21 protein-coding genes are annotated in these 22,257 nt (G+C 39.0%); 8 read left to right on the top strand and 13 right to left on the bottom strand.

Annotated features, from left to right (window positions below):
• Positions 1-46 precede the first annotated feature (46 nt).
• From GQR52_RS01060 to GQR52_RS01035, 6 genes are all read right to left on the bottom strand, one after another.
• Positions 47-1,111 carry a CDP-glycerol glycerophosphotransferase family protein gene (locus tag GQR52_RS01060; RefSeq protein ID WP_165727179.1) on the bottom strand — a complete coding sequence of 355 codons (1,065 nt, stop codon included), beginning with the start codon at positions 1,109-1,111 and terminating at the stop codon, positions 47-49.
• Between the two features lie 64 nt (positions 1,112-1,175).
• Positions 1,176-1,595 (bottom strand): group 1 truncated hemoglobin, encoded by a 420-nt coding sequence (locus GQR52_RS01055; protein WP_165727178.1) that lies wholly within the window; start codon positions 1,593-1,595, stop codon positions 1,176-1,178.
• Positions 1,595-2,428 carry a DUF3034 family protein gene (locus GQR52_RS01050; RefSeq protein ID WP_165727177.1) on the bottom strand — a complete coding sequence of 278 codons (834 nt, stop codon included), beginning with the start codon at positions 2,426-2,428 and terminating at the stop codon, positions 1,595-1,597. Before GQR52_RS01050 ends, GQR52_RS01055 begins: the two co-directional genes overlap by 1 nt.
• A complete protein-coding gene (locus GQR52_RS01045) occupies positions 2,415-4,730 on the bottom strand; it encodes an EAL domain-containing protein (RefSeq protein ID WP_165727176.1) in 2,316 nt (771 codons plus the stop codon). Before GQR52_RS01045 ends, GQR52_RS01050 begins: the two co-directional genes overlap by 14 nt.
• Positions 4,723-5,385 (bottom strand): methylamine utilization protein, encoded by a 663-nt coding sequence (locus GQR52_RS01040; RefSeq protein ID WP_165727175.1) that lies wholly within the window; start codon positions 5,383-5,385, stop codon positions 4,723-4,725. Before GQR52_RS01040 ends, GQR52_RS01045 begins: the two co-directional genes overlap by 8 nt.
• 122 nt (positions 5,386-5,507) lie before the next feature.
• Entirely contained in the window at positions 5,508-6,611 is a 1,104-nt protein-coding gene (locus GQR52_RS01035) for a phosphoribosylaminoimidazolesuccinocarboxamide synthase (protein WP_165727174.1), read from the bottom strand.
• Between the two features lie 178 nt (positions 6,612-6,789).
• Here GQR52_RS01035 and GQR52_RS01030 point away from each other — a divergent pair, with 178 nt between their 5' ends.
• The 4 genes from GQR52_RS01030 to GQR52_RS01015 are packed head-to-tail and all read left to right on the top strand — an operon-like array spanning position 6,790 to position 10,459.
• Positions 6,790-7,863, top strand: coding sequence for a CDP-glycerol glycerophosphotransferase family protein (locus GQR52_RS01030; protein WP_197175878.1), 1,074 nt, complete (start codon positions 6,790-6,792; stop codon positions 7,861-7,863).
• Positions 7,864-7,872: 9 nt separating this feature from the next.
• The gene (locus tag GQR52_RS01025; RefSeq protein ID WP_165727173.1) at positions 7,873-8,571 is read left to right on the top strand and encodes an ABC transporter ATP-binding protein; all 699 of its coding nucleotides are present in this window, start codon (positions 7,873-7,875) and stop codon (positions 8,569-8,571) included.
• Positions 8,568-9,944 (top strand): ABC transporter permease, encoded by a 1,377-nt coding sequence (locus GQR52_RS01020; protein ID WP_165727172.1) that lies wholly within the window; start codon positions 8,568-8,570, stop codon positions 9,942-9,944. Before GQR52_RS01025 ends, GQR52_RS01020 begins: the two co-directional genes overlap by 4 nt.
• A gap of 14 nt (positions 9,945-9,958) precedes the next feature.
• Positions 9,959-10,459, top strand: a complete 501-nt coding sequence (locus GQR52_RS01015) for a DUF3299 domain-containing protein (protein WP_165727171.1) — start codon at positions 9,959-9,961, stop codon at positions 10,457-10,459.
• A 359-nt stretch (positions 10,460-10,818) separates the two neighbouring features.
• Here GQR52_RS01015 and mutM read toward each other — a convergent pair whose 3' ends face one another.
• Together mutM and GQR52_RS01005 are read right to left on the bottom strand one after the other, a co-directional pair.
• Entirely contained in the window at positions 10,819-11,628 is an 810-nt protein-coding gene (mutM, locus tag GQR52_RS01010; protein WP_165727170.1) for a bifunctional DNA-formamidopyrimidine glycosylase/DNA-(apurinic or apyrimidinic site) lyase, read from the bottom strand.
• A complete protein-coding gene (locus tag GQR52_RS01005) occupies positions 11,628-12,143 on the bottom strand; it encodes a hypothetical protein (RefSeq protein WP_007581940.1) in 516 nt (171 codons plus the stop codon). Before GQR52_RS01005 ends, mutM begins: the two co-directional genes overlap by 1 nt.
• Before the next feature lie 118 nt (positions 12,144-12,261).
• On the opposite strand from GQR52_RS01005, the gene GQR52_RS01000 reads away from it, so the two are divergent.
• Positions 12,262-13,188, top strand: coding sequence for a manganese-dependent inorganic pyrophosphatase (locus tag GQR52_RS01000; protein WP_101216007.1), 927 nt, complete (start codon positions 12,262-12,264; stop codon positions 13,186-13,188).
• Positions 13,189-13,387: 199 nt separating this feature from the next.
• Here GQR52_RS01000 and rpmG read toward each other — a convergent pair whose 3' ends face one another.
• The 3 genes from rpmG to radC form a co-directional block, all read right to left on the bottom strand.
• Entirely contained in the window at positions 13,388-13,543 is a 156-nt protein-coding gene (gene rpmG / locus GQR52_RS00995) for a 50S ribosomal protein L33 (RefSeq protein ID WP_004335545.1), read from the bottom strand.
• Between the two features lie 11 nt (positions 13,544-13,554).
• Positions 13,555-13,791, bottom strand: coding sequence for a 50S ribosomal protein L28 (gene rpmB / locus GQR52_RS00990; protein WP_004335549.1), 237 nt, complete (start codon positions 13,789-13,791; stop codon positions 13,555-13,557).
• A gap of 274 nt (positions 13,792-14,065) precedes the next feature.
• Positions 14,066-14,740, bottom strand: a complete 675-nt coding sequence (gene radC, locus GQR52_RS00985) for a DNA repair protein RadC (RefSeq protein WP_007581936.1) — start codon at positions 14,738-14,740, stop codon at positions 14,066-14,068.
• 144 nt (positions 14,741-14,884) lie between these two features.
• On the opposite strand from radC, the gene coaBC reads away from it, so the two are divergent.
• The 3 genes from coaBC (at position 14,885) to GQR52_RS00970 (ending at position 19,698) form a co-directional block, all read left to right on the top strand.
• On the top strand, positions 14,885-16,078 hold the full coding sequence (gene coaBC, locus GQR52_RS00980) for a bifunctional phosphopantothenoylcysteine decarboxylase/phosphopantothenate--cysteine ligase CoaBC (protein WP_007581934.1): 1,194 nt from the start codon (positions 14,885-14,887) through the stop codon (positions 16,076-16,078).
• 111 nt (positions 16,079-16,189) lie between these two features.
• On the top strand, positions 16,190-16,777 hold the full coding sequence (gene slmA, locus GQR52_RS00975) for a nucleoid occlusion factor SlmA (protein ID WP_007581932.1): 588 nt from the start codon (positions 16,190-16,192) through the stop codon (positions 16,775-16,777).
• A gap of 152 nt (positions 16,778-16,929) precedes the next feature.
• Entirely contained in the window at positions 16,930-19,698 is a 2,769-nt protein-coding gene (locus tag GQR52_RS00970) for a prolyl oligopeptidase family serine peptidase (protein ID WP_165727169.1), read from the top strand.
• A 75-nt stretch (positions 19,699-19,773) separates the two neighbouring features.
• On the opposite strand, the gene GQR52_RS00965 is transcribed toward GQR52_RS00970, so the two are convergent.
• Entirely contained in the window at positions 19,774-20,931 is a 1,158-nt protein-coding gene (locus GQR52_RS00965) for an ROK family transcriptional regulator (protein ID WP_165727168.1), read from the bottom strand.
• Positions 20,932-21,005: 74 nt separating this feature from the next.
• The gene (locus GQR52_RS00960) at positions 21,006-22,247 is read right to left on the bottom strand and encodes a DUF4147 domain-containing protein (RefSeq protein ID WP_165727167.1); all 1,242 of its coding nucleotides are present in this window, start codon (positions 22,245-22,247) and stop codon (positions 21,006-21,008) included.
• Positions 22,248-22,257 lie beyond the last annotated feature (10 nt).

The raw sequence follows: 22,257 nt of genomic DNA, 5'->3' as shown, positions 1-22,257 counted from the left end.
TAAATCCTTTTAGTAGTTCGATTACATCCAAATACTTTTGTAATAGTTACTTATTTTTTATTAAATATTGAACAATTCTGTTACTTGCTTTACCGTCCATTTTACCCGCTAACTTTTCTGATAAAGACAATCTAATATTAGCTAAGCTTTCTGGTTCAGCCAGTTGTTGTTCAACTAACTTTTTAAGGTTTTTATATTTTTTGGCGTGTATAGCAACATTCGCATACTCACCATAATCTTGATCCATTCGCTTTTTAAAACGATATGAAAATATTCCTTTGTATCCCCAACGCAACTTCAAAAAATCGCACCAAATGACCGGCTTGTTTAACAGAGCAAATTCAAATAAAGCTGATGATGCATCACTAATCAATAAATCTGCTTTATCTAAAAAAGGCACTAACGAATAATCTTCTACTTTTGCTAAATATACATTGGGATACGTTGACCAATGATCTAGCAATTTCACGTGTTTTTTATAACGCTCTTTACTAATAGAAAAGTAATGAGGTTTTATTAAGATGTTGTAATCGCCAAAATGTTCCGGCCAATTTTCAGGAAATAACTCTAAGCTGCTTGGATAAAATGTAGGAGCGTATAAAATAGTTTGTTTTTTATTATCAAAGTTAGTTAATTCTAACGTGCCATCAATTTTTTCCTTATTGAAAATAGGGTCTAATTTGCAAAAGCCTACATCAACAAATTCATCATTTGGATACATTGATTTTAAACGGTTTAGTCTGTACTGACCTTCAACAAACCTAACTGTCATTGCTTGACTAGACTTAGTATAGTAACTTGATTTAGGGCCTATTCCATGTCCGAGCTGAGCGCTTTTAGATACTTTATGTAAGCGGTCTAGGTAACAAAAAGAGTTAGCAAAAAAAACCCAATCAGCTTTTTCATTTTCGTAATAAGCAATTGATTGTTGTTGTTCGTTAACCCAGATGTGCTCTAAGTCATAGTCATCTATAACACGCTGAATTAAATGTTCATGGCTATTTTTATAAAATACAAATTTACTTTTGATGCCATTTCTACATAATTCTTTATATACAGGGATATACTGAGGGAGATAGTAAAGGCTTTGTGTATCAAAAATTATATTCATATAGGATCACTATTATTTTTTCTTTATATTCTACCTTGAAAGGAGCATAACAAAAACAAAGTGATTACATTTTTATAATTTCACTACGAAGTGGCGCCATTCTAGAAAGAATATCGTTTTGTAAGCTATGGCTAATATTTTGCTCATTCATTGCATTTATAAGCAAATCAACAACATGATTAAAATCTTTCTCTGTAATATGCATACCAGTATGAATAGCCACCATAGAGTCGCCATCGTATGTACATGGGCCTTCTACTAACATGCACATATGAGTAATAAACCCTTGGCGAAAGTACGCTATATTACTGTGTTCAAAGTAATGAATTATCTGCTCGTCATTACCTATTTGATAGATAAAGCTATCAATAATTCTGCCTATCCCCGCTTTACCATCCAGCTTTTGATAAAGTGAGAGCTTAGTAGAGTTCGCGCACCCACTAAGCAACCCTAAACAAATCAAAAAAATACTAACGCTTTTCATTACCAATACCCTGTTACCGATAAATACCAACCTGTTTGATCGTCAGCCCCTGCAATGCTTCCTAAATCAAGGTAAGCCGCTGTCACACTTACGTGCTTATTAGGCATCCATGCTACAAATAAGTCTTTCCAATCTTGTTCGCCTAAGTTTAAGTTATTTGATTTTTGACGATACTCAACACCTACGGCTACTTCACGACTAAAAAATATAGCTGTGCTGCCTTCAAATAGCACTTTACCACTACCATTTTCTCCACCGTAGCCAAGCAAACCAAGTTGATTAGCTTCGCTGTATCGTGTGGTTACGTTCCAAAACCAGTTATAACCAGCAATGGCCCCTAAATGTAATTTACTAGCAGCGAGGTAGTAGTCAGTGCCGCTAGTATCTTCTGCGCCTACAGGTGTTGCAATACTGCCATCATCCAGTGATTTATGCTGAATACCTAAGCTAAGTTGTGGCCAATCACTGTAAACAATATCACCATATAAACGTATTTTAGCACCTGTAATTGATTGCTCTATTTCAGCATCAAGTGCTGGTACATCAAAGCGCTGTTGGGCATAACTAAGCTCAACACGATTAAATAAATTAAGTTGTGCACCACATACGTCAAGTGTGTAGTCGGTTACATCTGCGCGGCTACAAAAGCCATTTACCGAAAATTCATCATCACTTGCGTACCCAGCAAGTTGTGCCCACGGTACAATACCACCGCCGCCACTGCCTTCAATTTGAGAAACTCCCGGCGTAGCTAGCAGTTTTCCATTGCTTGCAATGCTCGGTACACTAATTATTAAAAACAAACTTGCTAATAAGTATTTAATTTTTTTCATAGTATTCCTCCAGCCATTCTTCTAATAGTTCTGCTTTTAAAGGCCTACTTAAGTAATAGCCTTGTGCATGGTCGCACTGCATACCTCTAAGTAAATTTAATGAGCCAAGTGTTTCAACCCCCTCAGCTACAACCGAGAAACCTAGCTGATGCCCCAACGTAATTGATGATTGCACTATAAATTGATCTTTTTGCGATTCATCAAGTTTTAGGATAAAGCACTTATCTAGCTTAAGCTCATCAATCGGTAACATTTTTAATCGACCAAGTGATGTTTGCCCTACACCATAATCATCTAATGATATTTTAACGCCAATTGCCTTTAGGTTTTCGAGCGCTTTAATACCTTTTTCTTCGTTTTCGATCATATCGCGCTCAGTAAGCTCAATAGTGATCAGCTTAGGGTCTACTTTGTACTTTTTAAGCGTACGAACTAATGCAGCATGAAAGCCCGGAAATGCTATATCTTGCGCAGATACATTTATTGCAGCCTGTAAGTTTATATTTTTAAACTGCCAATCAGCTACTTGTGCTACAACCGTATTAACAACCCACCCTGTAAGTTCAACAATAAGGCCCGACTGCTCAGCCAAGTCAATAAACAGTTCAGGATTAACCCAGCTACCATCTTTTCGCTGCCAGCGAATAAGCGACTCAACTTTATCTATTTTTTGCGTTTTCATGTGTAATTTTGGCTGATAGGTCATAAATAACTGACCATCATCATCACTAATAGCCTGCTTTAATTCATCAAGCATTATTAAGCGCTCTAAGTGCGCCTCGTCTTCACCATTTTGATAATAATGTATGCTCTCTTGTGTGTTTGCAGCACTTTCAACAGCAATTAGCACGCGGCGCATTAAGTCATCACTTGCAATTCCTTGCGTAGGATACTGCACAATGCCCGCACTAAAGCGTAAGTTAATTTTTAGTTTTTGAATGGTGTAGCACGCTTGTAATTGTGCCATTAAGCCAACAATACCGCTTTTGTGTTCGCGCGCTGCCGCAGTCGGAAACACAGTTAAAAACTCATCGCCGCCAATACGAGCATGAAAGCCCCCTAACTCATCCGAAAACTCACTTATCCTGCAAGCAACCGCCTTTAGGCAGTCATCACCAATGCGCGGACCGAGCTTATCGTTTATATGGCGAAGACCTTTGATGTCTATTGCAACGAGCGTGTACTCGGCTGATGAATCCAACTCTTCATCAAGCACCTCAAGCATGGCTGAGCGGTTATAAAAGCCTGTTAGGGAGTCGTGTCTGGCTTGAAAGCTAATTTGTTGCTCGCGCTGATTAATATCATTACCCATGCTATCAAACGCTGCGACTAGCGTGTCTATTTCGGTACTTTGCCTTCGCCCTTTAAATTCAAAAGCATAATTACCTTGTGCAAATTGCCTTGCTATTACAGCTAGTTGAGTAAGTGGCGTAGTTAAGTTATTTGCAAATATGCTGCTCGTAATAACACCTACAAACATAGTTAAAATAGCTAAAATAATAAGTGTAAAAAGAAGTTTTTCGAAGTCACTATAACTTTGTGTTAAATCGGCGCTCAGTAAAATAATTATAGGATGGGTCAACAACGATGGTAAATCTATATCTCGGTTACGATACACCAAATACTCACCAAAAAAACGCGATGTGGTTACGGTACTAAAATAGCTAACAGGTTCAAATTGCTCAGGGCGATTAGCTAATGAACTAATAACAATATCGTCAGCGCTACCTATAAAGCTCACATCCATGCCTGTTAAGCTTTTTAGTTCATGGGCTACATTGTCATCAATTTTAAAACCCACCAAACTATAGGCCACTGTACGTGGCGCTCTTACGGGTAATAAAATAATTTGGTAAAGCTCGTTATTTAGCACCACAAAACTAGACTCTTCTGGCGCACTTAAAAGCTCTTCCATTAACGGCTTTAAGTTATGTGCAAAAGCGTCTTCGTCAGTATTGGCGGAAATTAGCCTACCCGATAAATCAAGTAGCAGCATTAATTCGGCATCAATACGTTGGCTATGATTAAACAGCACACTGCTTATTGTCCCGGCATCCCGCGTTGCTACAGCTTGCTTAAAACCAAAGTCGGAGGTGAGTACTTTTGCTGCGGTTAGTAGTAGGCTTTCTTTTGATTTTAAATATTGCTTATAAACATTTTGCGCTACGGTAATGTCTTGATTTACTTTTTCTTCTTGAAACTTACTCGTAGACCACCAAAAACTAAACAAGCTGACCATAGTGGTTAATAACACTAAGCCAACACATAAAATGGTTATGCGATTTCGTAAACTATTAGTCATTACCAGCCTTAAACTTACTACCAAAGGTATTTCTAGGTGCTGGGGTCGATGTGTTTACTGTTATCTGTAACTGTTTTTGAGAACTAATTGTTATCATTTTTTTATTCTCCAATGGCGCTGTTTGTAAAGGGTGCCACACACTCACTTGTGCAGGCAGCGTATTAATAGGCAAACTAACATAGCCTTTTTTATCTGTTTTATATACGGATTCACTACTAGCTACATAGATATAGCCAACCATAGAGTCATGAATATTACACCCTAAAACAACAACCCCTTGTTGCTCAAACGTAATGGGCTCTTTTGGTTGCCCTGAATATAATCTTAGTTGAAAAGGCTTAGCTTGTGAAAAAGAATAAACATGATGGCGAATATTATCGCTGTTAGGAAAGTTAACTTTTTGACCCTGTTGTACAACTAATAATTCGGGTAAAAACTGCTTATGGACTTGATCCATTATAGCAATGGGCAAATTTGATGGTGTGGCTTGTTTGTCAGCAATATTAAGCTCAACCACTGCACCTGATAACTTTTGGCCGTGTTGATCTTCTATTACTAATTCAATATTAGCACTTAAAGCAAACTGACTAAAAAACAAACCTATAGCTAAAAAGTAACTGCTTTTTACAAATTTTTGCAATGCCCGCTCAAACATAACAACACCTAAATATTAATATTAGGTTAAGTTAATTAGAGACGAGCACTAATTGCAAGAATTATAGCCCAGTAACTAAAAATAAAGACTTAGTTACTGGCTTTGTTAGCACTTAAGTGCTGCTATTTAACAATTAATCCGTAATCGTTATCTAAAATAGTAATTACTTCTTGGCGAGGATCTTCAAGGATCACAATATCTTTACCCACAATTTTGCTCGCTATGCCAACATAGGTATTTGACACTTCAAGCATTACTGATTCTGGTAAAATATAATCTTTAGCTAACTGCTCACGCTCACTCATGCGATCTTTATTTAATAATACGTCGCTCTCTGGCACATTATTAATAAGTAATTGGCGAAAGCCTTCTTTAGAATTTTCAACAATTTTACCATCTTGATAAGCCGATTCATCCCAAATACGTGATGAATCTGGCGTGCCTACTTCATCAATATAAATAAGCTGTTGCGCGCCATTTAAATCCTCTACATAACCAAACTCAAATTTTGTATCTACAAAAATCTGGTCAAGCTTCGCTAATTCATCACTAATTAATTTAAAACCTTCAACTAACAGTTTTTCGTATTTGGTTACGTCATCTGCCGATTTAAAGTTAAATACATCTAAGTTATTAGTAATGTTAGCGCGAGTTATATTTACATCATCAACGGCCGGAATATCGGCAACGCCTTCAATAATACCTTTTGTTGATGGCGTAATTAAAACGTTATCAAGCTTTTGGTTCGCTTTTAAGCCTTCTGGCAAGGCAATACCACAAAAGTTACGTATGCCTTTAGCGTAATCGCGCCACATGCTACCGGTAATATACTGGCGAGCAATTGCCTCTACTTTTACAGTACTGGCTTTGCGCACAATCCATACATATGGATGCGGAATATCAACAATGTGGTTACCCGCAAGACCCGCTTTATCAAATAACTTAAACCAATGGGCTGCAACCGAGTTTAACGCTATACCTTTACCTGGTACGCCATTTAAACCATTTTCGCCTTGCCAAATGCAATCAAATGCAGAAATTCGGTCTGAAATAACCATAATCGCCAACTCAGTACCCTGTGGCACTTTGTAGCCTTTATCTTTAATTAGTCGCGCGCTATCTTCATCAGTTAACCAATAAACTGAACGAACTTTACCGCTGTGTACTTCACCTTTGGTACGAATGGGTAAATCATCGTTTACGTCTAAAACTTTATAGCTAGTCATGCTATCTCCGGGGTTAGGGATGCTCTTTGAGCAAAGTATGGTATGGGGTTATATGGGCTGTATAATAATCTAGCCAACCTCAAAGCTCAATCGGATGCTTAAAACAAATAAAGGCATATATTTATAAGCGAGTCGCAATGGGGTAAACTTAATGTGCCAACCAGCCTGAGGAGATAGCTTGAACTACTTAACTGCCACTAAAAATAAAAAATACTTGATGTATATTTCTCAAAACTATTCATATGCTATTTTGAGGCCTATTCAGGCTGCAATATTAGCTAATGGTGGTGAAGTGCGCTGGTTTTTACAAGGTTTGGCAGTCAATCCTAATTTTTTAAAAAAAGAAGAAAAACGGCTTAATACAATAGTAGATATTCACGAATGGAAACCCGATGCAACGTTTGCACCGGCTAATCTAATACCCACTTTTTTCCCTGGTATCAAAGTAGGTGTGTTTCATGGCTTTGATGCAGGTAAGCTAGATAAAAAAGGGAATAACGATCATCTTAAAGCTAGAGGTTGTTTCGATCTGTATTGTACACAAGGCCCAAATACAACAATCCCATTTAAAGCCTTACAAAGAAAACTAGGCTATTTCAAGGTAACAGAAACTGGCTGGCCTCCTCTTGACCGATTATTTGATGGCATCACCGAAACGCCTTATACAAATAAATCAGACACCCGACCAACCTTATTAATCTGCTCTACATTTTCAAAGCGACTATCGCTTGCACCAAAGCTATATGAGCAAATAAAACATTTTAGTGAAACCGGAAAATGGCGAATTTTAATGCAATTTCATCCAAAAATGCCAACTGAATTGGTGAGCAAATATAAGGCATTAAGCAATCAAAATTTAACGTTTATTGAGACCGACGACGTAGTCCCTTTATTAAAATCAGCCGATGTTATGTTATGCGATACATCATCAGTACTTTTAATGTTTTTAGTCCAACGAAAACCTGTGGTCACCTTTTGTAATAATGCTCCTGAGGAACACCTACTTAATGTAACAGACCCTAATAAAGTTGAAGAAGCCTTAGAGCAGGCTTTCACGTACCCTAAAACACTTATGAAAAACATTGAAAACTATTGCCAAGAGCTTCATCCATATACTGATGGGCAGTCGAGTGAACGCGTAGTTGCTGCAACAAATGAGTTTTTATTAAGTGAAGATAAACTAAAACCTAAGCCATTTAATATTATTAGGCAATTTAAAACGCGCAGAAACCTCAATTATTGGAAATGGTAAAATAAAGTAATGATCAACCTAAAAAACGTAACTTTTAAGTGGCATAAAAGCGATAGCTCACCCACGCTCAACATAAAAGAGTTAGTTATAGAAAAAGGTGAGCATATTTTTTTACACGGTCCTAGTGGCTCAGGTAAATCGACATTGTTAGCGATTCTTGCTGGTATTAATACAGCCACCAGCGGTGAGGTATCAATTTTAGACCAAAACCTAACTACATTAAGCAATACTACCCGTGATGTTTTTAGAGCGGATCACATTGGCTACATTTTTCAAAACTTTAACCTGCTTCCTTATTTAACTCCTATTGAAAATATAACGCTTGGGTGTGAGTTTTCAAAAAGCCGAAAACAAAAAATATTAAAGCAATCATCAAATAAAAACTCTGCCTTACAAAAAGAAGCGATGCGGTTATTAAATGCTTTAGGCCTTACTGCGCAGTATCACCATAAAGATGTAGCGACATTGAGTATTGGACAGCAACAGCGCGTTGCTGCCGCTCGCGCATTTATAGGCAGCCCTGAATTAATAATTGCTGATGAGCCCACATCTGCACTCGATACAAATAACCGTGAAAGCTTTATAAACCTACTGTTTGAGCAGGCAACGTTATCTAATAGTACGCTGGTATTTGTGAGCCACGATGAAACACTAAAGCCTTTATTTGACCGCTCCATTGACCTTATAAGCTTGCAGGAACAAGTATGATTCTCGCTAAACTTGCTTACAAAAGCTTATTAAACCGCCGCGCAAGTGTACTGCTTACATTATTTACTATCGCAATTAGTGTAATGCTACTTTTAAGTATTGAACGTGTACGAATTGATGCTAAAAGTAGTTTTAGTAATACTATTTCGGGCACTGATTTAATTGTTGGTGCACGTACCGGCGACATACAGTTGCTGCTTTCGTCAGTATTTAGAATCGGCCATACTAATAACGGCGTAAGCTGGAAAAGTTATGAATACATAACCAGTCAGCGAGGCGTAAAATGGAGCATACCTATAAGCCTAGGCGACAGCCATAAAGGCCAAGCGGTACTAGGCACAACACTTGATTATTTTAGCCATTATCGCTTTGCAAAAAAACAAAATTTAACCTTTAATAAAGGCCACCCTTTTGCTGCAATTAACGAAGTGGTGCTAGGTAGTGAAGTCGCTAATAAATTAGGTTATAAACTTAACGACTCTATTGTTATATCGCACGGTATGGGGAACACCAGCTTTCATCATCATGACGACAACCCATTTAAAATCGTCGGTATTTTAAATCCAACAGGCACGCCTGTTGATAAAACATTACATATACCTTTAGCTGCAATAGATTTAATTCACGGCGGATCAAGTCCAGTTCACGCTGAACACGCTGAACACGCTGAACACGCTGAACACGCTGAACACGCTGAACACGCTGAACACGCTGAACACGCTGAACACGCTGAACACGCTGAACACGCTGAACACGCTGAACACGCTGAACACGCTGAACACGCTGAACACGAAAAGCATAATGATTTAACAGGTCATCCTAAACAAATTACGGCATTTTTAATGGGGTTTAATTCGCCTTTATACACACTACAAATTAGGCGCAATATAAATCAATATAAGCAAGAAGCCCTGCTTGGCATTATGCCAACCGTAACACTTAAAGAGTTATGGGAAATGCTCGCCATAGTAGAAAAAATACTTTTGCTATTCTCAGCTGTTGTCGTGTTAATTAGCCTACTTGGCATGCTAACGACATTGCTCGCAAACCTGAGTCAGCGTCGTCGCGAACTTGCTATATTACGTTCGGTAGGCGCTCGCCCTTGGCATTTATTTACACTTATAAGTATTGAGTCACTACTGACCACTTTACTTGGTTGCCTAGCAGGTAGTGTGCTTTACTATTTAGCTATTTTTTCAGCCGGCGGTTACTTACAAAGTCATGCCGGTATAAGCGTAAATATCACAATACTCTCTTACTATGAACTGGGCTTAATCGGCGTTATTATGGCAGCCGGTTTTATTATTGGCTTAATACCCGCTACTCGCGCTTATTTTTATTCACTCAGCGATGGTATGAGTATAAAAGCATAATTTTTAGGGATTTTATGACATTTTTTAAAACAGCTTTTCAGTACATTGCTGCTATTGGCTTATTATTTATAAGCGTAGCGAGTTATGCTAATCCACCAAAAGAAATTTTTTGGGAAGACTTAATCCCTAAAAACCACGTGCAAATAGACACTCAAGCACAAGCTAATCACCAAGGTAGTGATCAAAACTGGGTGCAACCCGATTTAGATGCTCCAGTGGTAAAGGCACTTGATGGCCAATCGGTGAGTTTGCCTGGTTTTGTTGTGCCACTTGAGGGCGATAGCGAAGTAATTACCGAGTTTTTACTCGTTCCTTATTTTGGCGCCTGTATACACGTACCACCACCACCGCCAAATCAAATAGTCCATGTAACAATTAAAGGTGGAGTACCAATAGATAGCCTATACGACGCAATTGTCGTGACCGGAATAATTAGTACAGAAACATGGTCGGGCGAAATAGCGCAGGTAGGATATAAAATGAAAGCGGTCGGTGTAGCACCGTTCGAGCTTTAAAATAAAGGGCCAGCTTTTAAAGCTGGCCCTTAAATATCATTAAATTTAGAATCGATAAAATTTAAATAACTGAATACTCAAATAACTAGGGCGTGTTGATCTTTGTGGATTGAAATTTGTTCAATCTAGGGGCGATTTAATCGCGGCGCGAGGTTTGTAACCTAGCGGGCTAAGTAAAAATCGAGCAACAAAGAGTTAATCGTCCCTAGAAAGAATCCAAAGGACAGCGCATGTTCGGCATTTATTCTGCGTTATCGCCAATTTATGGGGAATAACCACACTACATAGGCTCTACCTTGCCTAAATACCAAACAGTCTGCTGCAAAATTAATCACGAAAGGTCAACACGCCCTGGATAACTACTTTTGGCAATTTGAGCAAAAAATAGTACTGCGCTGCCCCAATCTAATTTCTTCCAATTCGTTTTCGCACGTCATACATGGCTTGCCTTTACGCCCATATACTAATAACTCTTGAGCAAAATACCCTGGCTTACCATCACTTTGTGCAAAGTCTTTAAGCGTTGTACCACCTTGCATAATAGCCGCAGCAAGCGTGTCTTTTATAATAGGGATAAGTGCTTGATAACGTTTGAGCGATACTTTTCCCGCTTCTCGCTTTGGATGTATACCCGCTTTGAATAACGATTCATTCGCGTAAATATTACCAACACCAACCACCACTGCGTTATCCATAATAAATTGCTTTACAGGTACTTTTTTATTGCGCGACTGTTCGTACACGCGTTTAGCAAAAAAGTCATCGGTAAGCGGCTCAGGACCAAGCTTAGAGAGTAGCTTATGCACCTCACCTGGCTCTTGCCATAAGCAGCAACCAAAGCGACGAGGATCGTTTAAGCGCAGTGCTTTACCGTTGCCAAAAATAAACTCTACATGGTCATGCTTTTTAAGCGACTCACTTTTATCTACAACACGTAAATTACCTGACATACCCAAATGTAAAATAGTGCTCCCAAGCTCACAGTGTAAAAGTAAGTATTTAGCTCGTCGTTCAATACTAGTAACAATTAGCCCTTCAAGTTGATACACGTCATCTGGCACTGGCCAGCGCATACTGGCATTGTAAATATTTACCTTTGTAACAACTTGGTTTTGTACGTGGGGAGTGATGCCCATTCGGCTCACTTCTACCTCTGGTAATTCAGGCATTAATTAGACTCACTTTGTGAAAAATCAAAACTAGGAAATAGCTGCTGTGCAGTTTTTAAATCGAGTGCGAGTATTCGTTGGCTACTCTTTTCGAGTAAGTAATATTGTCCATCGCCTTTATAAAGCAAATAAACCCAAGGTAAACTCTCGCCAGCCAACTCAAATGTAGCAACATATAAAGGTGCATTAGGATTAAAAACAACAGATTCGTTAACACCCATTAACTGCGCGCTTTGCCATTGGTTAATTAAATCACTAAGTTGCTGCTCAGATGCTTGCCACACAAGTGGTATGTCTTTTTGTAGTGGGGTTGTACGCCAGCTTGTTCCTATTCGCTCAATTTTTTGATCAACAAATTGCAGTGTCAGTACAAAACTTTGCTGGGGGAGTACGGCTTGTAATGTTGGTTTATCCTCCCCTCCCAAAAGTTGCTTATGCCAGCCATTTAAGAAGAAGATCATAATCAACATCGAAAATATTATAACGTTGTTCCAACCTTTACGGCCCAGTCGCATATTAATACACCTAATAAATTCAAGATTTTAAAGTGTAACTAAAACTTAATTGCGCTGTCTATATGTTAAAGGCCGCAGACTTTGTTAGAATATCGGCAAATTTAAAGGAGTTCCGTCAATGTCTATGTATGTAGTGGGCCATAAAATCCCAGATTCAGATTCTATTTGTGGTGCAATTGCACTGGCTTATTTAAAAAACCAAATCGATGAGCCTGCAATTCCAACTCGTCTTGGTGAAATTTCACCTGAAACTCAATTTATCCTTGATAAATTTGGCTTCGAAGCACCAGAGCTTAAATTAAGCTACGCGGGTGAAGATGTGTATATTGTAGATCACACAGAAAAAACACAAGCACCCGATGATATCGACCAAGCTCGCGTTGTTGGCGTGGTAGATCACCACAAATTAGGTGACTTAACATCATCTACTCCGCTTGAATGCTGGATTCGTCCTGTTGGTTGTTCAAACACCATTATTAAAATGATGTACGACTTCTACAGCGTAGAAATCCCTAAAGACATCGCGGGTATTATGATGTGTGCAATTTTAAGCGACACAGTCATATTTAAATCACCAACATGTACCACTGCCGATATTAAATGTGTTGAAGCGCTAGCTGAAATTGCAGGCATCGAAGACTTTAAAGAATTGGGTATGGATATGTTCCGCGTTAAATCTGCGGTAGAAGACACACCAGCACGTGATTTAGTAATGCGTGACTTTAAAGATTTCAACATGAACGGTAACCTGGTAGGCATTGGCCAACTAGAAGTAATCGACCTTGCTGTTTTTGACGATATTAAAGCAGACCTTGCAGCCGATATTGCTAAGCTAAAAGTTGAGGGTAATCGCCACTCTGTATTTTTACTGCTTACCGATATAATGAAAGAAGGCTCAGAAATGCTAATTGTATCTGACGATGCAAACTTAGTTGAGCAGGCTTACGGTGTAAAACCAGAGAATGATAAAGTATGGTTAGATGGTGTACTGAGCCGTAAAAAGCAAGTAGTTCCACCACTACAAGATGCATTCACAAAAATCTAATGATACCAATTTTATTAAAAACATGATTATTTTATCGCATTAAATAGCTCACTAATTTAATGTTATTGGTATAACGTTTTTTGATTTAAAGCCTTGTTGGTTATGCCAACGAGGTTTTTTTATATCAATTCACTGATCATATTTTTAAAAACAAAAAACCCAGCCTAGGCTGGGTTTTTAAATTCTAAAAGAACTAAAATTACTTAATTTTAGCTTCTTTAAAAAGAACATGTTTACGAATCTTTGGATCAAACTTTTTGATTTCCATCTTCTCAGGCATGTTACGTTTGTTTTTGTCAGTAGTGTAGAAAAAACCAGTACCGGCAGTTGAAACTAAACGGATTTTATCGCGCATGATTCAGATCCTTAAACTTTAACGCCGCGAGCACGGATTTCTGTAAGAACCGTGTCGATGCCTTTTTTATCGATAATACGCATACCTTTAGTAGTAGTGCGTAATGTTACAAAACGTTTTTCACTTTCAACCCAAAAACGGTGTGTTTGTAGGTTAGGTAGGAAACGACGTCTAGTCGCGTTTCTCGCGTGTGAACGGTGATTACCAACCGCAGGACGCTTACCTGTAACTTGACATACTTTAGACATGTCTATATATCTCCAATAACTTCGCTCGAGCTTAATTTAATCTAAGGCCGTGTATTTCCGCCCTAGAGATAAATCGAAGGGCGCTCTTTATACAGCTTTTACAGGCAAAGATCAAACACTGATCTATCCAATCAGCTCATATATGTAAATTTGATAGCGGCTAATTATAAAGATCGAATGCCCTTAGGGAAAGTAAAAACTGCATTTAAATTAAACTAATTTGCCAAAACACGTTAAACAGCTCATTTTTAACACACTTCTGTATCTAACAAAGCTAAATCAGGCCTCGCTCGGCAAACGAAACACACGTTTCTCCGCCCACAATGATGTGATCGAGCACACTTATGTCGACCAATTGCAGTGCTTGCTGCAATTTATTAGTAATAAGTTTGTCTGCTTGGCTCGGTTCTGCAATACCACTTGGGTGATTATGTGCAAAAATAACAGCGGCTGCGTTATTTTTAAGAGCTGCTTTTACCACTTCACGCGGATACACACTGGCAGAATTAATAGTGCCATAAAAAAGTATCTCGTCTTTTACTAATCTATTTTGGCTATCTAGGTATAACACCATAAATACTTCTTGCTGCAAGCCTCGCATTTGAATAGTCAGGTAATCGTAAACTGAGTTTGGCGAATTAAACACGGCGTCTCGTTGGCAACGCTCCTGCATATAACGTTGGCTTAGCTCTAACACAGCTTGTAGCTGTACATATTTAGCAGTCCCTAACCCCTTTTGAGAGCAAAACTCTTCAATACTGGCATTAAACAAATTATGCAGTGTTTTATTTTCGTTTAATAAATGCTGAGCCAACTCAATTACATTCATTCCCGGTAACCCTGTTCGTAAAAATATGGCAAGAAGCTCTGCGTCAGTCAGCGCCTTAGCCCCCTTTGCTATGAGCTTTTCACGAGGTCGAAGTGAGTTTGGTAGTGAAGTAAGTTGCATTATTCATCCTTGAGAGGCGAAAGTGTCTTATAAATGTAATGCAAATTTGAAATTTAGCCTGTTATTTCGAATTAAAAAACTTCGCTGTATGGGTAAAGATTTGTTATTTTAAGCCCAATATTTAATAAAAACTGATGAACATCCATGACTAACTTAACAAACAAAAAAATTGTACTAGGTATTACCGGCGGTATTGCAGCTTATAAATGTGCAGAACTCGTTAGGCGATTAAAAGACTCTGGTTGTGAAGTAAAAGTAGTTATGACTGAATCAGCTAAACACTTTATTACACCACTGACCATGCAAGCCGTTAGTGGAGAAACAGTCTCTGACTCATTACTAGACCCTTCTGCTGAAGCTTCAATGGGGCATATTGAATTTGCAAAATGGGCTGACTTAATTTTAGTTGCTCCAGCGACGTGTAATATTATTGCTAAAATGGCAGCCGGCATTGCTGACGACCTACTAACAACGTTACTGCTAGCAACGCCTGCAAAAGTCGCAGTTGCACCAGCCATGAATCAGCAAATGTATGCACACGCAGCAACACAAGCTAATTTAGCCACATTAAAGGCACGTAACGTACTTATTTGGGGCCCGGGTAAAGGTGAGCAAGCGTGTGGTGATATAGGCGCTGGACGCATGTTAGAGCCTCATGAGCTAGTTGCGCTATGTATAGCAAAAGAGCAACCGCAATTACTTGCAGGAAAAACAATTACAATAACAGCAGGCCCAACGCGTGAGCCTCTCGACCCGGTACGCTTTATATCAAATCACAGCTCTGGAAAAATGGGTTATGCACTGGCAGAAGCCGCTTTGCAACTCGGTGCTAAGGTTAATTTAATTTCGGGTCCGGTCACTATAAAAGCCCCTACTGGCGTAAACCTTATCAATATAGAAAGCGCTGAGGAGCTATTAACTGAGTCACTTACCTATGCACCGCAATCAGATGCATTTATTGGCTGCGCTGCTGTAGCAGATTATCGAGCTGCAAACATTGCGACTCAAAAAATGAAAAAGCAAGGCGACGAACTCACTCTTACTTTAACTAAAAACCCTGACGTAATTGCAGCTATTGCCAACCTTAAACAAAACCGTCCTTATACTGTGGGGTTTGCCGCCGAAACTCAAAATGTAGAAAGCTATGCTAAAGGTAAACTACAAAATAAAAATCTAGATATGATTTGCGCTAATGACGTATCAAAAAGTGGCTTAGGGTTTAATTCCGATCATAATGCTTTAACACTGTACTGGCATAACGAACAACTAGAATTACCAACTACAAGTAAAATAGAAATAGCTCGCAAGGTGATCGAACAGCTGGCTAAACATCTATAAAAAGGCTGGAAACAAACTGAATAAAACATTAACATACGCCAATCATTTGAACAAAAAATGACTAGGGTTCTTAACTGCGCCACTAAGAATAACTAATAAAAAGGAATGTTCATGCCTGCGACAAAAAGAAGTAATCGCAAAGAGCAAATACTGCAAGCACTCGCACAAATGTTAGAAACTAATTTAGGTCAACGCATCACTACAGCAAAACTAGCTGCTGAAGTAGGTGTGTCTGAAGCCGCGCTATACCGCCATTTCCCGAGCAAAGCACGTATGTTTGAGGGCTTAATTGAGTTTATTGAAGATACCCTTTTATCTCGTATAAATATTATTATTGAAAACGAAAAAGAAAGCCAAACGCGCATTTACAATATTTTATTATTACTTCTAACCTTTGCTGAAAAAAATCCAGGCATTACTCGTATTTTAACGGGCGATGCTCTGCAAGGTGAGCAGGAACGTTTACGCGAGCGTGTACAAAGCTTGTTTGAAAAACTAGAAACTCAGTTTAAACAAGTACTTCGTGAGCGTAAATTGCGTGAAGGTAAAAACTTTCAAAGTGATGAGCTTACTCTTGCAAACTTTTTACTTGCCTACGTTGAAGGCAAAATGAATCAGTTTGTACGTAGCGACTTTAAAGCAAAGCCAAGTGTTCAATTTGAAAAACAATGGCTTGAGCTACAAAAAATTTGGCTGTAATGTTTGCTAAATTAATAAACTAAACACTAAATTAAATACTAAAAAACGACCTACGGGTCGTTTTGTCGTATGTAGCTGCCATTTAACTGATCCGCTCGAATTATGAACCAAACTCGTTACAATGAAACAATGTCATAATACGAGAATCAATAATGAAAACAAAACTCACCTTATTAAGCATGGCACTCGTTGCCAGCTTAACTAGCACCGGCATACACGCCAAAGAATCGCTACAATTTAAAGATGTTTTTAGTTTTAAATCAGCTAAAAGCACGCAACTGTCTGACAATGGTCAAGTACTCACTTTTAGTGCAACGCCGTATCGTGGAAATGCAACTGGCCAAGTTTACTCACTACAAAGCAATACTCTCATCGCAGAAGTAGAGCGCGGCACTAAGCCTCATATTAATAAAGCCGCTAACTGGGTCGCTTTTACACAAGTACCTACCTTACTTGAAAAAGAAACAACCAAGAAAAAAGATACCCTTAAAAACAATCTGGTACTCGTAAACACACAATCAGGTGCCCAACAAAGCTTTGCTGATGTAAAAGATTACACGTTATCTGATGACGGTATGTGGCTTGTTTATCGTTTAAATAAAAAAGACGATGACGCAAAAGTAGAAGATAAAACCGATAGCACTAAAAACGAAGTAGACAACGCTATCACGCCCGATAAAAAAGATAAGAGCTATGCGCTTGTTATCGTAAATTTATCTGATAAACGCACCCATACAATAGAAAACGTATTTAGCTACGCGATTAACTCAGCCAACAGCCAGCTATTAGTGAGTCAAAGTTACAGCGATGGTAATAACAACCAAATAGCGTTAATTGAGCTAAGTGACTTTAATTGCAGCGTATTAATTGATGAACCGGGCGTAATCGCAAATAAAATAGCGTGGCACCCAACTGACAACATTGCAGCGTTTACATTGGGTAATTATGTAAATGATGACACGCGCCGTCGAAGCTATAGTTTACAGTTATATAAAAACGATAAACTTTCAACAATAGCATCACCTGATAAAACATGGGTTTTAGGTAAAACAGCCTCTCTTAAGTGGTCAGAAAATGGCGAGCGCTTATATTTTGAAAACCATCCAAAATTAGCAGCTAAAGTAAAAGCCAAAGAATATACCGATGAAGCCTCATTGTACGACTTTGATACCATACGTGAACATAAAGGTTTAGATGTATGGCATAACAACGATGCGCAAATAAAACCACGTGAAGAACAACAATGGAATCAAGTTAATAAAAACCGCCATTACAGCGCGGTATATCACGTTAACTCGCAAAAAGTGGTACAACTAAGTACCTCTAATATGCCTGAAGTTGCGCTAAACCCTGAGCGAGATGTGTCTTTACTTGGCTCATCTAACATCCCCTACCTAGAAAAAATAATGTACGGCGGTTTTTTTGCTGATTACTTTGCAGTAAATATAAACACCGGTAAACAAACTCCCATTATTAGTAACTACCCGTTTCGGCCAAGCCTTGCACTAAATGGTGAATTTGCAGCTTATTTTAGCGATAGCCAAATACAGCTAAAAGATTTAAAAAATAATAAAGTAACACCGCTTACAAAAGCGATTCAGGCAACCTTTGCTGATGATAAACACGACTACCCATCTACTCAACCTGGTTATGGTTTTGCTGGTTGGATGACCGATAGCAGCCAAGTGCTTGCTTATAGTAAATACGATATTTGGGCATTTGACGTAAAAACGCAGCAAGCTAAACGCCTAACTAATGGTAAGCAAAGCAATACGCAGTACCGTGTTATTAAGCTTGATAAAACCCAAGTGGGCTTTAAAAAAGGCGATACATTACTTGTCTCTGCTATTAACTTACAAACTAAACAAAGCGAAGTTGCAAAGCTCGACTTAACCACTAACACAATAACTAACGTGCTTAGCGGCAATAAACGCTTTGATATGGTTAAAAAAGCAAAAAAGGCTGACAAGTACTTATTTACCTCGCAAACTTATAGCCAATTTCCTGATTACTACCAAACTGATTTTAGCTTTAGCGCACCAAAACAAGTGACCACGCTAAACCCACAAATTAATAATTTTGCGTGGGGCGAAAAGCCAGAGCTGATAAGCTATAAAGGTTTTGATGGCGAAGACTTACAAGGCGTACTTATAAAACCAGCGGGCTATAAAAAAGGCGATAAAGTACCTGTGGTTGTGTATTTTTATCGTTACATGAGTCAACGCATGTTTGATTTTCCTAAGATGGAATTAAATCATCGCCCTAACTTCCCTATGTTTACCTCAAACGGTTATGCAGTATTTTTACCTGATATTCGTTTTGAAATAGGTCACCCGGGTAAATCGTCAACGCAAACCATGATTAACGCCACCCAAAAATTAATAGATTTAGGCATAGCTGATAAAAATAAAATTGGTTTGCAGGGTCACTCTTGGGCGGGCTATCAAAGTGCGTTTATGATAACCCAAACAGATATGTTTAAAGCGGTTGTATCGGGTGCGCCAGTATCAAACATGACCAGTGCTTACAGTGGCATACGTTTAAAATCGGGCCTTGCGCGTCAATTTCAATACGAAACAGGGCAAAGCCGTATTGGCAAAAACTTATTTGAAGCACCAGAGCTTTATATAGAAAACTCACCGGTGTTTTTTGCAGACAAAGTTAATACACCTATCTTAATAATGTCTGGCGACAAAGACGATGCAGTGCCTTGGCATGAAAGTGTGCAGTATTACTTAGCGCTACGCCGTGCAGGAAAAGATGCTACATTTTTACAATACGAAGGTGAACCACACCACTTGAAAAAGTTTCCTAATCAGGTCGATTTTTCAGTACGTATGATGCAGTACTTTGATCATTACTTAAAAGGCAAGCCAGCTGCAAAATGGATGACACAAGGCGAGGCATTCGTTGAAGAGTAAATAACCCAAACAAAAAAGCCGATATTGCATAAAACAATATCGGCTTTTTTGTTTTTAAAATTTGTATTTCTTACTCTACAAACACAATTCTCTAAATGGCAATGTGGCTGCGCCAATTGATACCGGAAAGTTATCAATATTAGAAACCACCAGCTTTGGCATAGGGCGTTTAGCGCCACGTCTAAATTGTGCATAAACCTCAGTTCGTGCAATAACTTTTTCAGCCAACTCTTTTGGAATATGGCCACCAATAATAATCGCTTCAGCATCTAATAATGCAGAGCAACAGGTTGCCACTAAATCAAATGAGTCTTGAACTTTAAACAGCCACTCTTCAACGCCGGGCCAATCAGGGTCAAAGTTGTCATGCAGATCGTAAATAGAAGTAACGGCTACGCCATTTTTTTTCAAAATACGTTTTAGTAATTCAAGATTAGGGTGGGCATATAATTTAGGCGGTAGCATGTCGCCAAGCTCACCTGCGTTTCCGTATGTACCGCGCAGTACGTCGCCATTATTTACAATACCGCCACCAAATGCGGCCGATACAAACATATAAACAAAGTTTTTGTACTCACGACCAATACCAGCAACGCCCTCGCCTGCAGCTGCGCCTGTTGCATCGTTAACAACCCACGTAGGAAGCTGAAAATGCTGCGACACAATATCGATAATATCAACTTGCGACCACTCTTCTAGCATATGATGGGTATTCATTTTCCCATCCATTGAGCTAAAAAAGCCAGAGATACCCACGCCCATTCCCAGCACTTTTTCACTTGGGATGTCCCGCTCAGCGCTTATATCTTCCACCAGCTTTTGTGCACATTTAAGCACATTATTAATGCTCATATCCGACATTAGCTGCATATGGGTGTAAACCACCTTTCCCGTAAAATCCATTACAGCAATCGAAATGGCATCAAGCAAAATAGCTAAGCCAAAGGTAAATCCATAATCGGGGTTAAGGGCAATGCCAAACCCTGGCTTACCTTTTTTATTTGGAATAAGCGTATCGCTTTGTACAATTACACCGTGCTGGGTTAACGACTTAAGTAAACGCGACACAGTTTGCTGTGGAATACGAGTTGCGCTCACAATATGACTTTGAGTTACGCACTTTTCCCAAAACACCACTTTTATAATATCGCGCTCAATATCTTGAAATAGCTTTTCGCCTTTTCCAAGCTCAAAACCAGAGCGTAATAAGTTACTGTTGTTTAACGAAAACATAGGTATTAACCCTAACAAAATTGGAGCACAAGATTACGTGAAACCATTATAAAGAACAAGTGGGTAAACTGCGCCTATTCAATCACTATCACTCTAAAATCATTCACATTTGTGTTAGTTGGCCCTGTAATAATTAAATCATCAATGGCTTTAAAAAACTGATGGCTATTATGCCCTTCTAACTGTGCTTGAAGGCTCTCCCCGGCGTTTTGAGCGCGTGTAATTGTGGTGCTATTTATGTAAGCACCCGCTACATCTTTACTACCATCTACGCCATCTGTATCACAAGCAAGTGCGTAAATACCCGCTTCGCCATTAAGTGCCTCAGCCAGCGCCATTAAGTATTCTTGATTTGGCCCGCCATCTCCATAAACATCAGCAACGGTTACTGTAAGCTCTCCACCGGAGAACAACATAACGCGCTTGCCTTGGGCTTTTTGCTCAAGAGCGATAGTCGCATGTTGCTTTGCAACTTCTTTAGCCTCGCCTTGAATATCGTATCCTAGTACTTGGGTTTCCCAACCTTGATGCTGTGCAACACCTATAGCGCTATCAATAGCATGCTGCGCATTTGCAACAATAAAGTACTCACCTGTGGTATCGGCAGCTCTTTCTTGCTCAGGTTTTAATAAATGCGCTTGAACCTCTTTAATTACCGGCCAATTGTACTTTTGTAAAATAGCCAGTGCATCGGCTTTAGTACTGCCATCGCTAATAGTAGGACCAGACGCTATATCACTTGGTTTATCCCCTACTACATCTGAAATAATGAGCGTAACGTAATCCGACTTAGCGGCCTGCGCTAACTTACCGCCTTTAACAAGTGACAACTGCTTACGTACTACATTTATTTCATCAACGCTTGCACCACTTCTAAGTAAAAACTGATTAAGCTTTTGCTTTTGTGAAAAAGGCACATCATCAACAGGTAGGCACATCAACGACGAACCGCCCCCCGAAATAATAAACAAAATAGGAATATCAGCTGGATTATTTCTTACAAGCTCCAATAACTCTTTGCCAGCAGCTAAGCTGTTATCGTCTGGTGTTGGGTGGTTTGCACTAAGCACTTTAATTCGCCCAGTATCGCCGCTACTTTCGTAGCCATAACGCGTTACCACTGCGCCAAAACATTTATCACCATAAAAGCGATTAACTTCGGCGGCCATTTCAGCGGCGGCTTTACCCGCCCCCACTACACATAAACCTTTGCTTGCATCTATATTTTCTAAATACTTACTCATGCAAGCACTCGGTTTACAGGCATTTACCGCAGTGGTAAATAAATCAATTAAAAACGACTTTTTAGAATCCATTAGTCACAGC

Origin of the sequence: Pseudoalteromonas sp. 31A1 (assembly GCF_011378815.1) — a bacterium.
Taxonomy (GTDB): Bacteria; Pseudomonadota; Gammaproteobacteria; order Enterobacterales; family Alteromonadaceae; genus Pseudoalteromonas; species Pseudoalteromonas arctica.
Note: the sequence above shows the minus strand (reverse complement) of the source record. Positions and strands in the feature narration are given on the sequence as shown.

Coding starts and splice junctions, on each gene's coding strand:
- GQR52_RS01060 (WP_165727179.1), bottom strand. CDS start 1,111: ATGAATATAATTTTTGATACACAAAGCCTTTACTATCTCCCTCAGTAT.
- GQR52_RS01055 (WP_165727178.1), bottom strand. CDS start 1,595: ATGAAAAGCGTTAGTATTTTTTTGATTTGTTTAGGGTTGCTTAGTGGG.
- GQR52_RS01050 (WP_165727177.1), bottom strand. CDS start 2,428: ATGAAAAAAATTAAATACTTATTAGCAAGTTTGTTTTTAATAATTAGT.
- GQR52_RS01045 (WP_165727176.1), bottom strand. CDS start 4,730: ATGACTAATAGTTTACGAAATCGCATAACCATTTTATGTGTTGGCTTA.
- GQR52_RS01040 (WP_165727175.1), bottom strand. CDS start 5,385: ATGTTTGAGCGGGCATTGCAAAAATTTGTAAAAAGCAGTTACTTTTTA.
- GQR52_RS01035 (WP_165727174.1), bottom strand. CDS start 6,611: ATGACTAGCTATAAAGTTTTAGACGTAAACGATGATTTACCCATTCGT.
- GQR52_RS01025 (WP_165727173.1), top strand. CDS start 7,873: ATGATCAACCTAAAAAACGTAACTTTTAAGTGGCATAAAAGCGATAGC.
- GQR52_RS01020 (WP_165727172.1), top strand. CDS start 8,568: ATGATTCTCGCTAAACTTGCTTACAAAAGCTTATTAAACCGCCGCGCA.
- GQR52_RS01015 (WP_165727171.1), top strand. CDS start 9,959: ATGACATTTTTTAAAACAGCTTTTCAGTACATTGCTGCTATTGGCTTA.
- mutM (WP_165727170.1), bottom strand. CDS start 11,628: ATGCCTGAATTACCAGAGGTAGAAGTGAGCCGAATGGGCATCACTCCC.
- GQR52_RS01005 (WP_007581940.1), bottom strand. CDS start 12,143: ATGCGACTGGGCCGTAAAGGTTGGAACAACGTTATAATATTTTCGATG.
- GQR52_RS01000 (WP_101216007.1), top strand. CDS start 12,262: ATGTCTATGTATGTAGTGGGCCATAAAATCCCAGATTCAGATTCTATT.
- rpmG (WP_004335545.1), bottom strand. CDS start 13,543: ATGCGCGATAAAATCCGTTTAGTTTCAACTGCCGGTACTGGTTTTTTC.
- rpmB (WP_004335549.1), bottom strand. CDS start 13,791: ATGTCTAAAGTATGTCAAGTTACAGGTAAGCGTCCTGCGGTTGGTAAT.
- radC (WP_007581936.1), bottom strand. CDS start 14,740: ATGCAACTTACTTCACTACCAAACTCACTTCGACCTCGTGAAAAGCTC.
- coaBC (WP_007581934.1), top strand. CDS start 14,885: ATGACTAACTTAACAAACAAAAAAATTGTACTAGGTATTACCGGCGGT.
- slmA (WP_007581932.1), top strand. CDS start 16,190: ATGCCTGCGACAAAAAGAAGTAATCGCAAAGAGCAAATACTGCAAGCA.
- GQR52_RS00970 (WP_165727169.1), top strand. CDS start 16,930: ATGAAAACAAAACTCACCTTATTAAGCATGGCACTCGTTGCCAGCTTA.
- GQR52_RS00965 (WP_165727168.1), bottom strand. CDS start 20,931: ATGTTTTCGTTAAACAACAGTAACTTATTACGCTCTGGTTTTGAGCTT.
- GQR52_RS00960 (WP_165727167.1), bottom strand. CDS start 22,247: ATGGATTCTAAAAAGTCGTTTTTAATTGATTTATTTACCACTGCGGTA.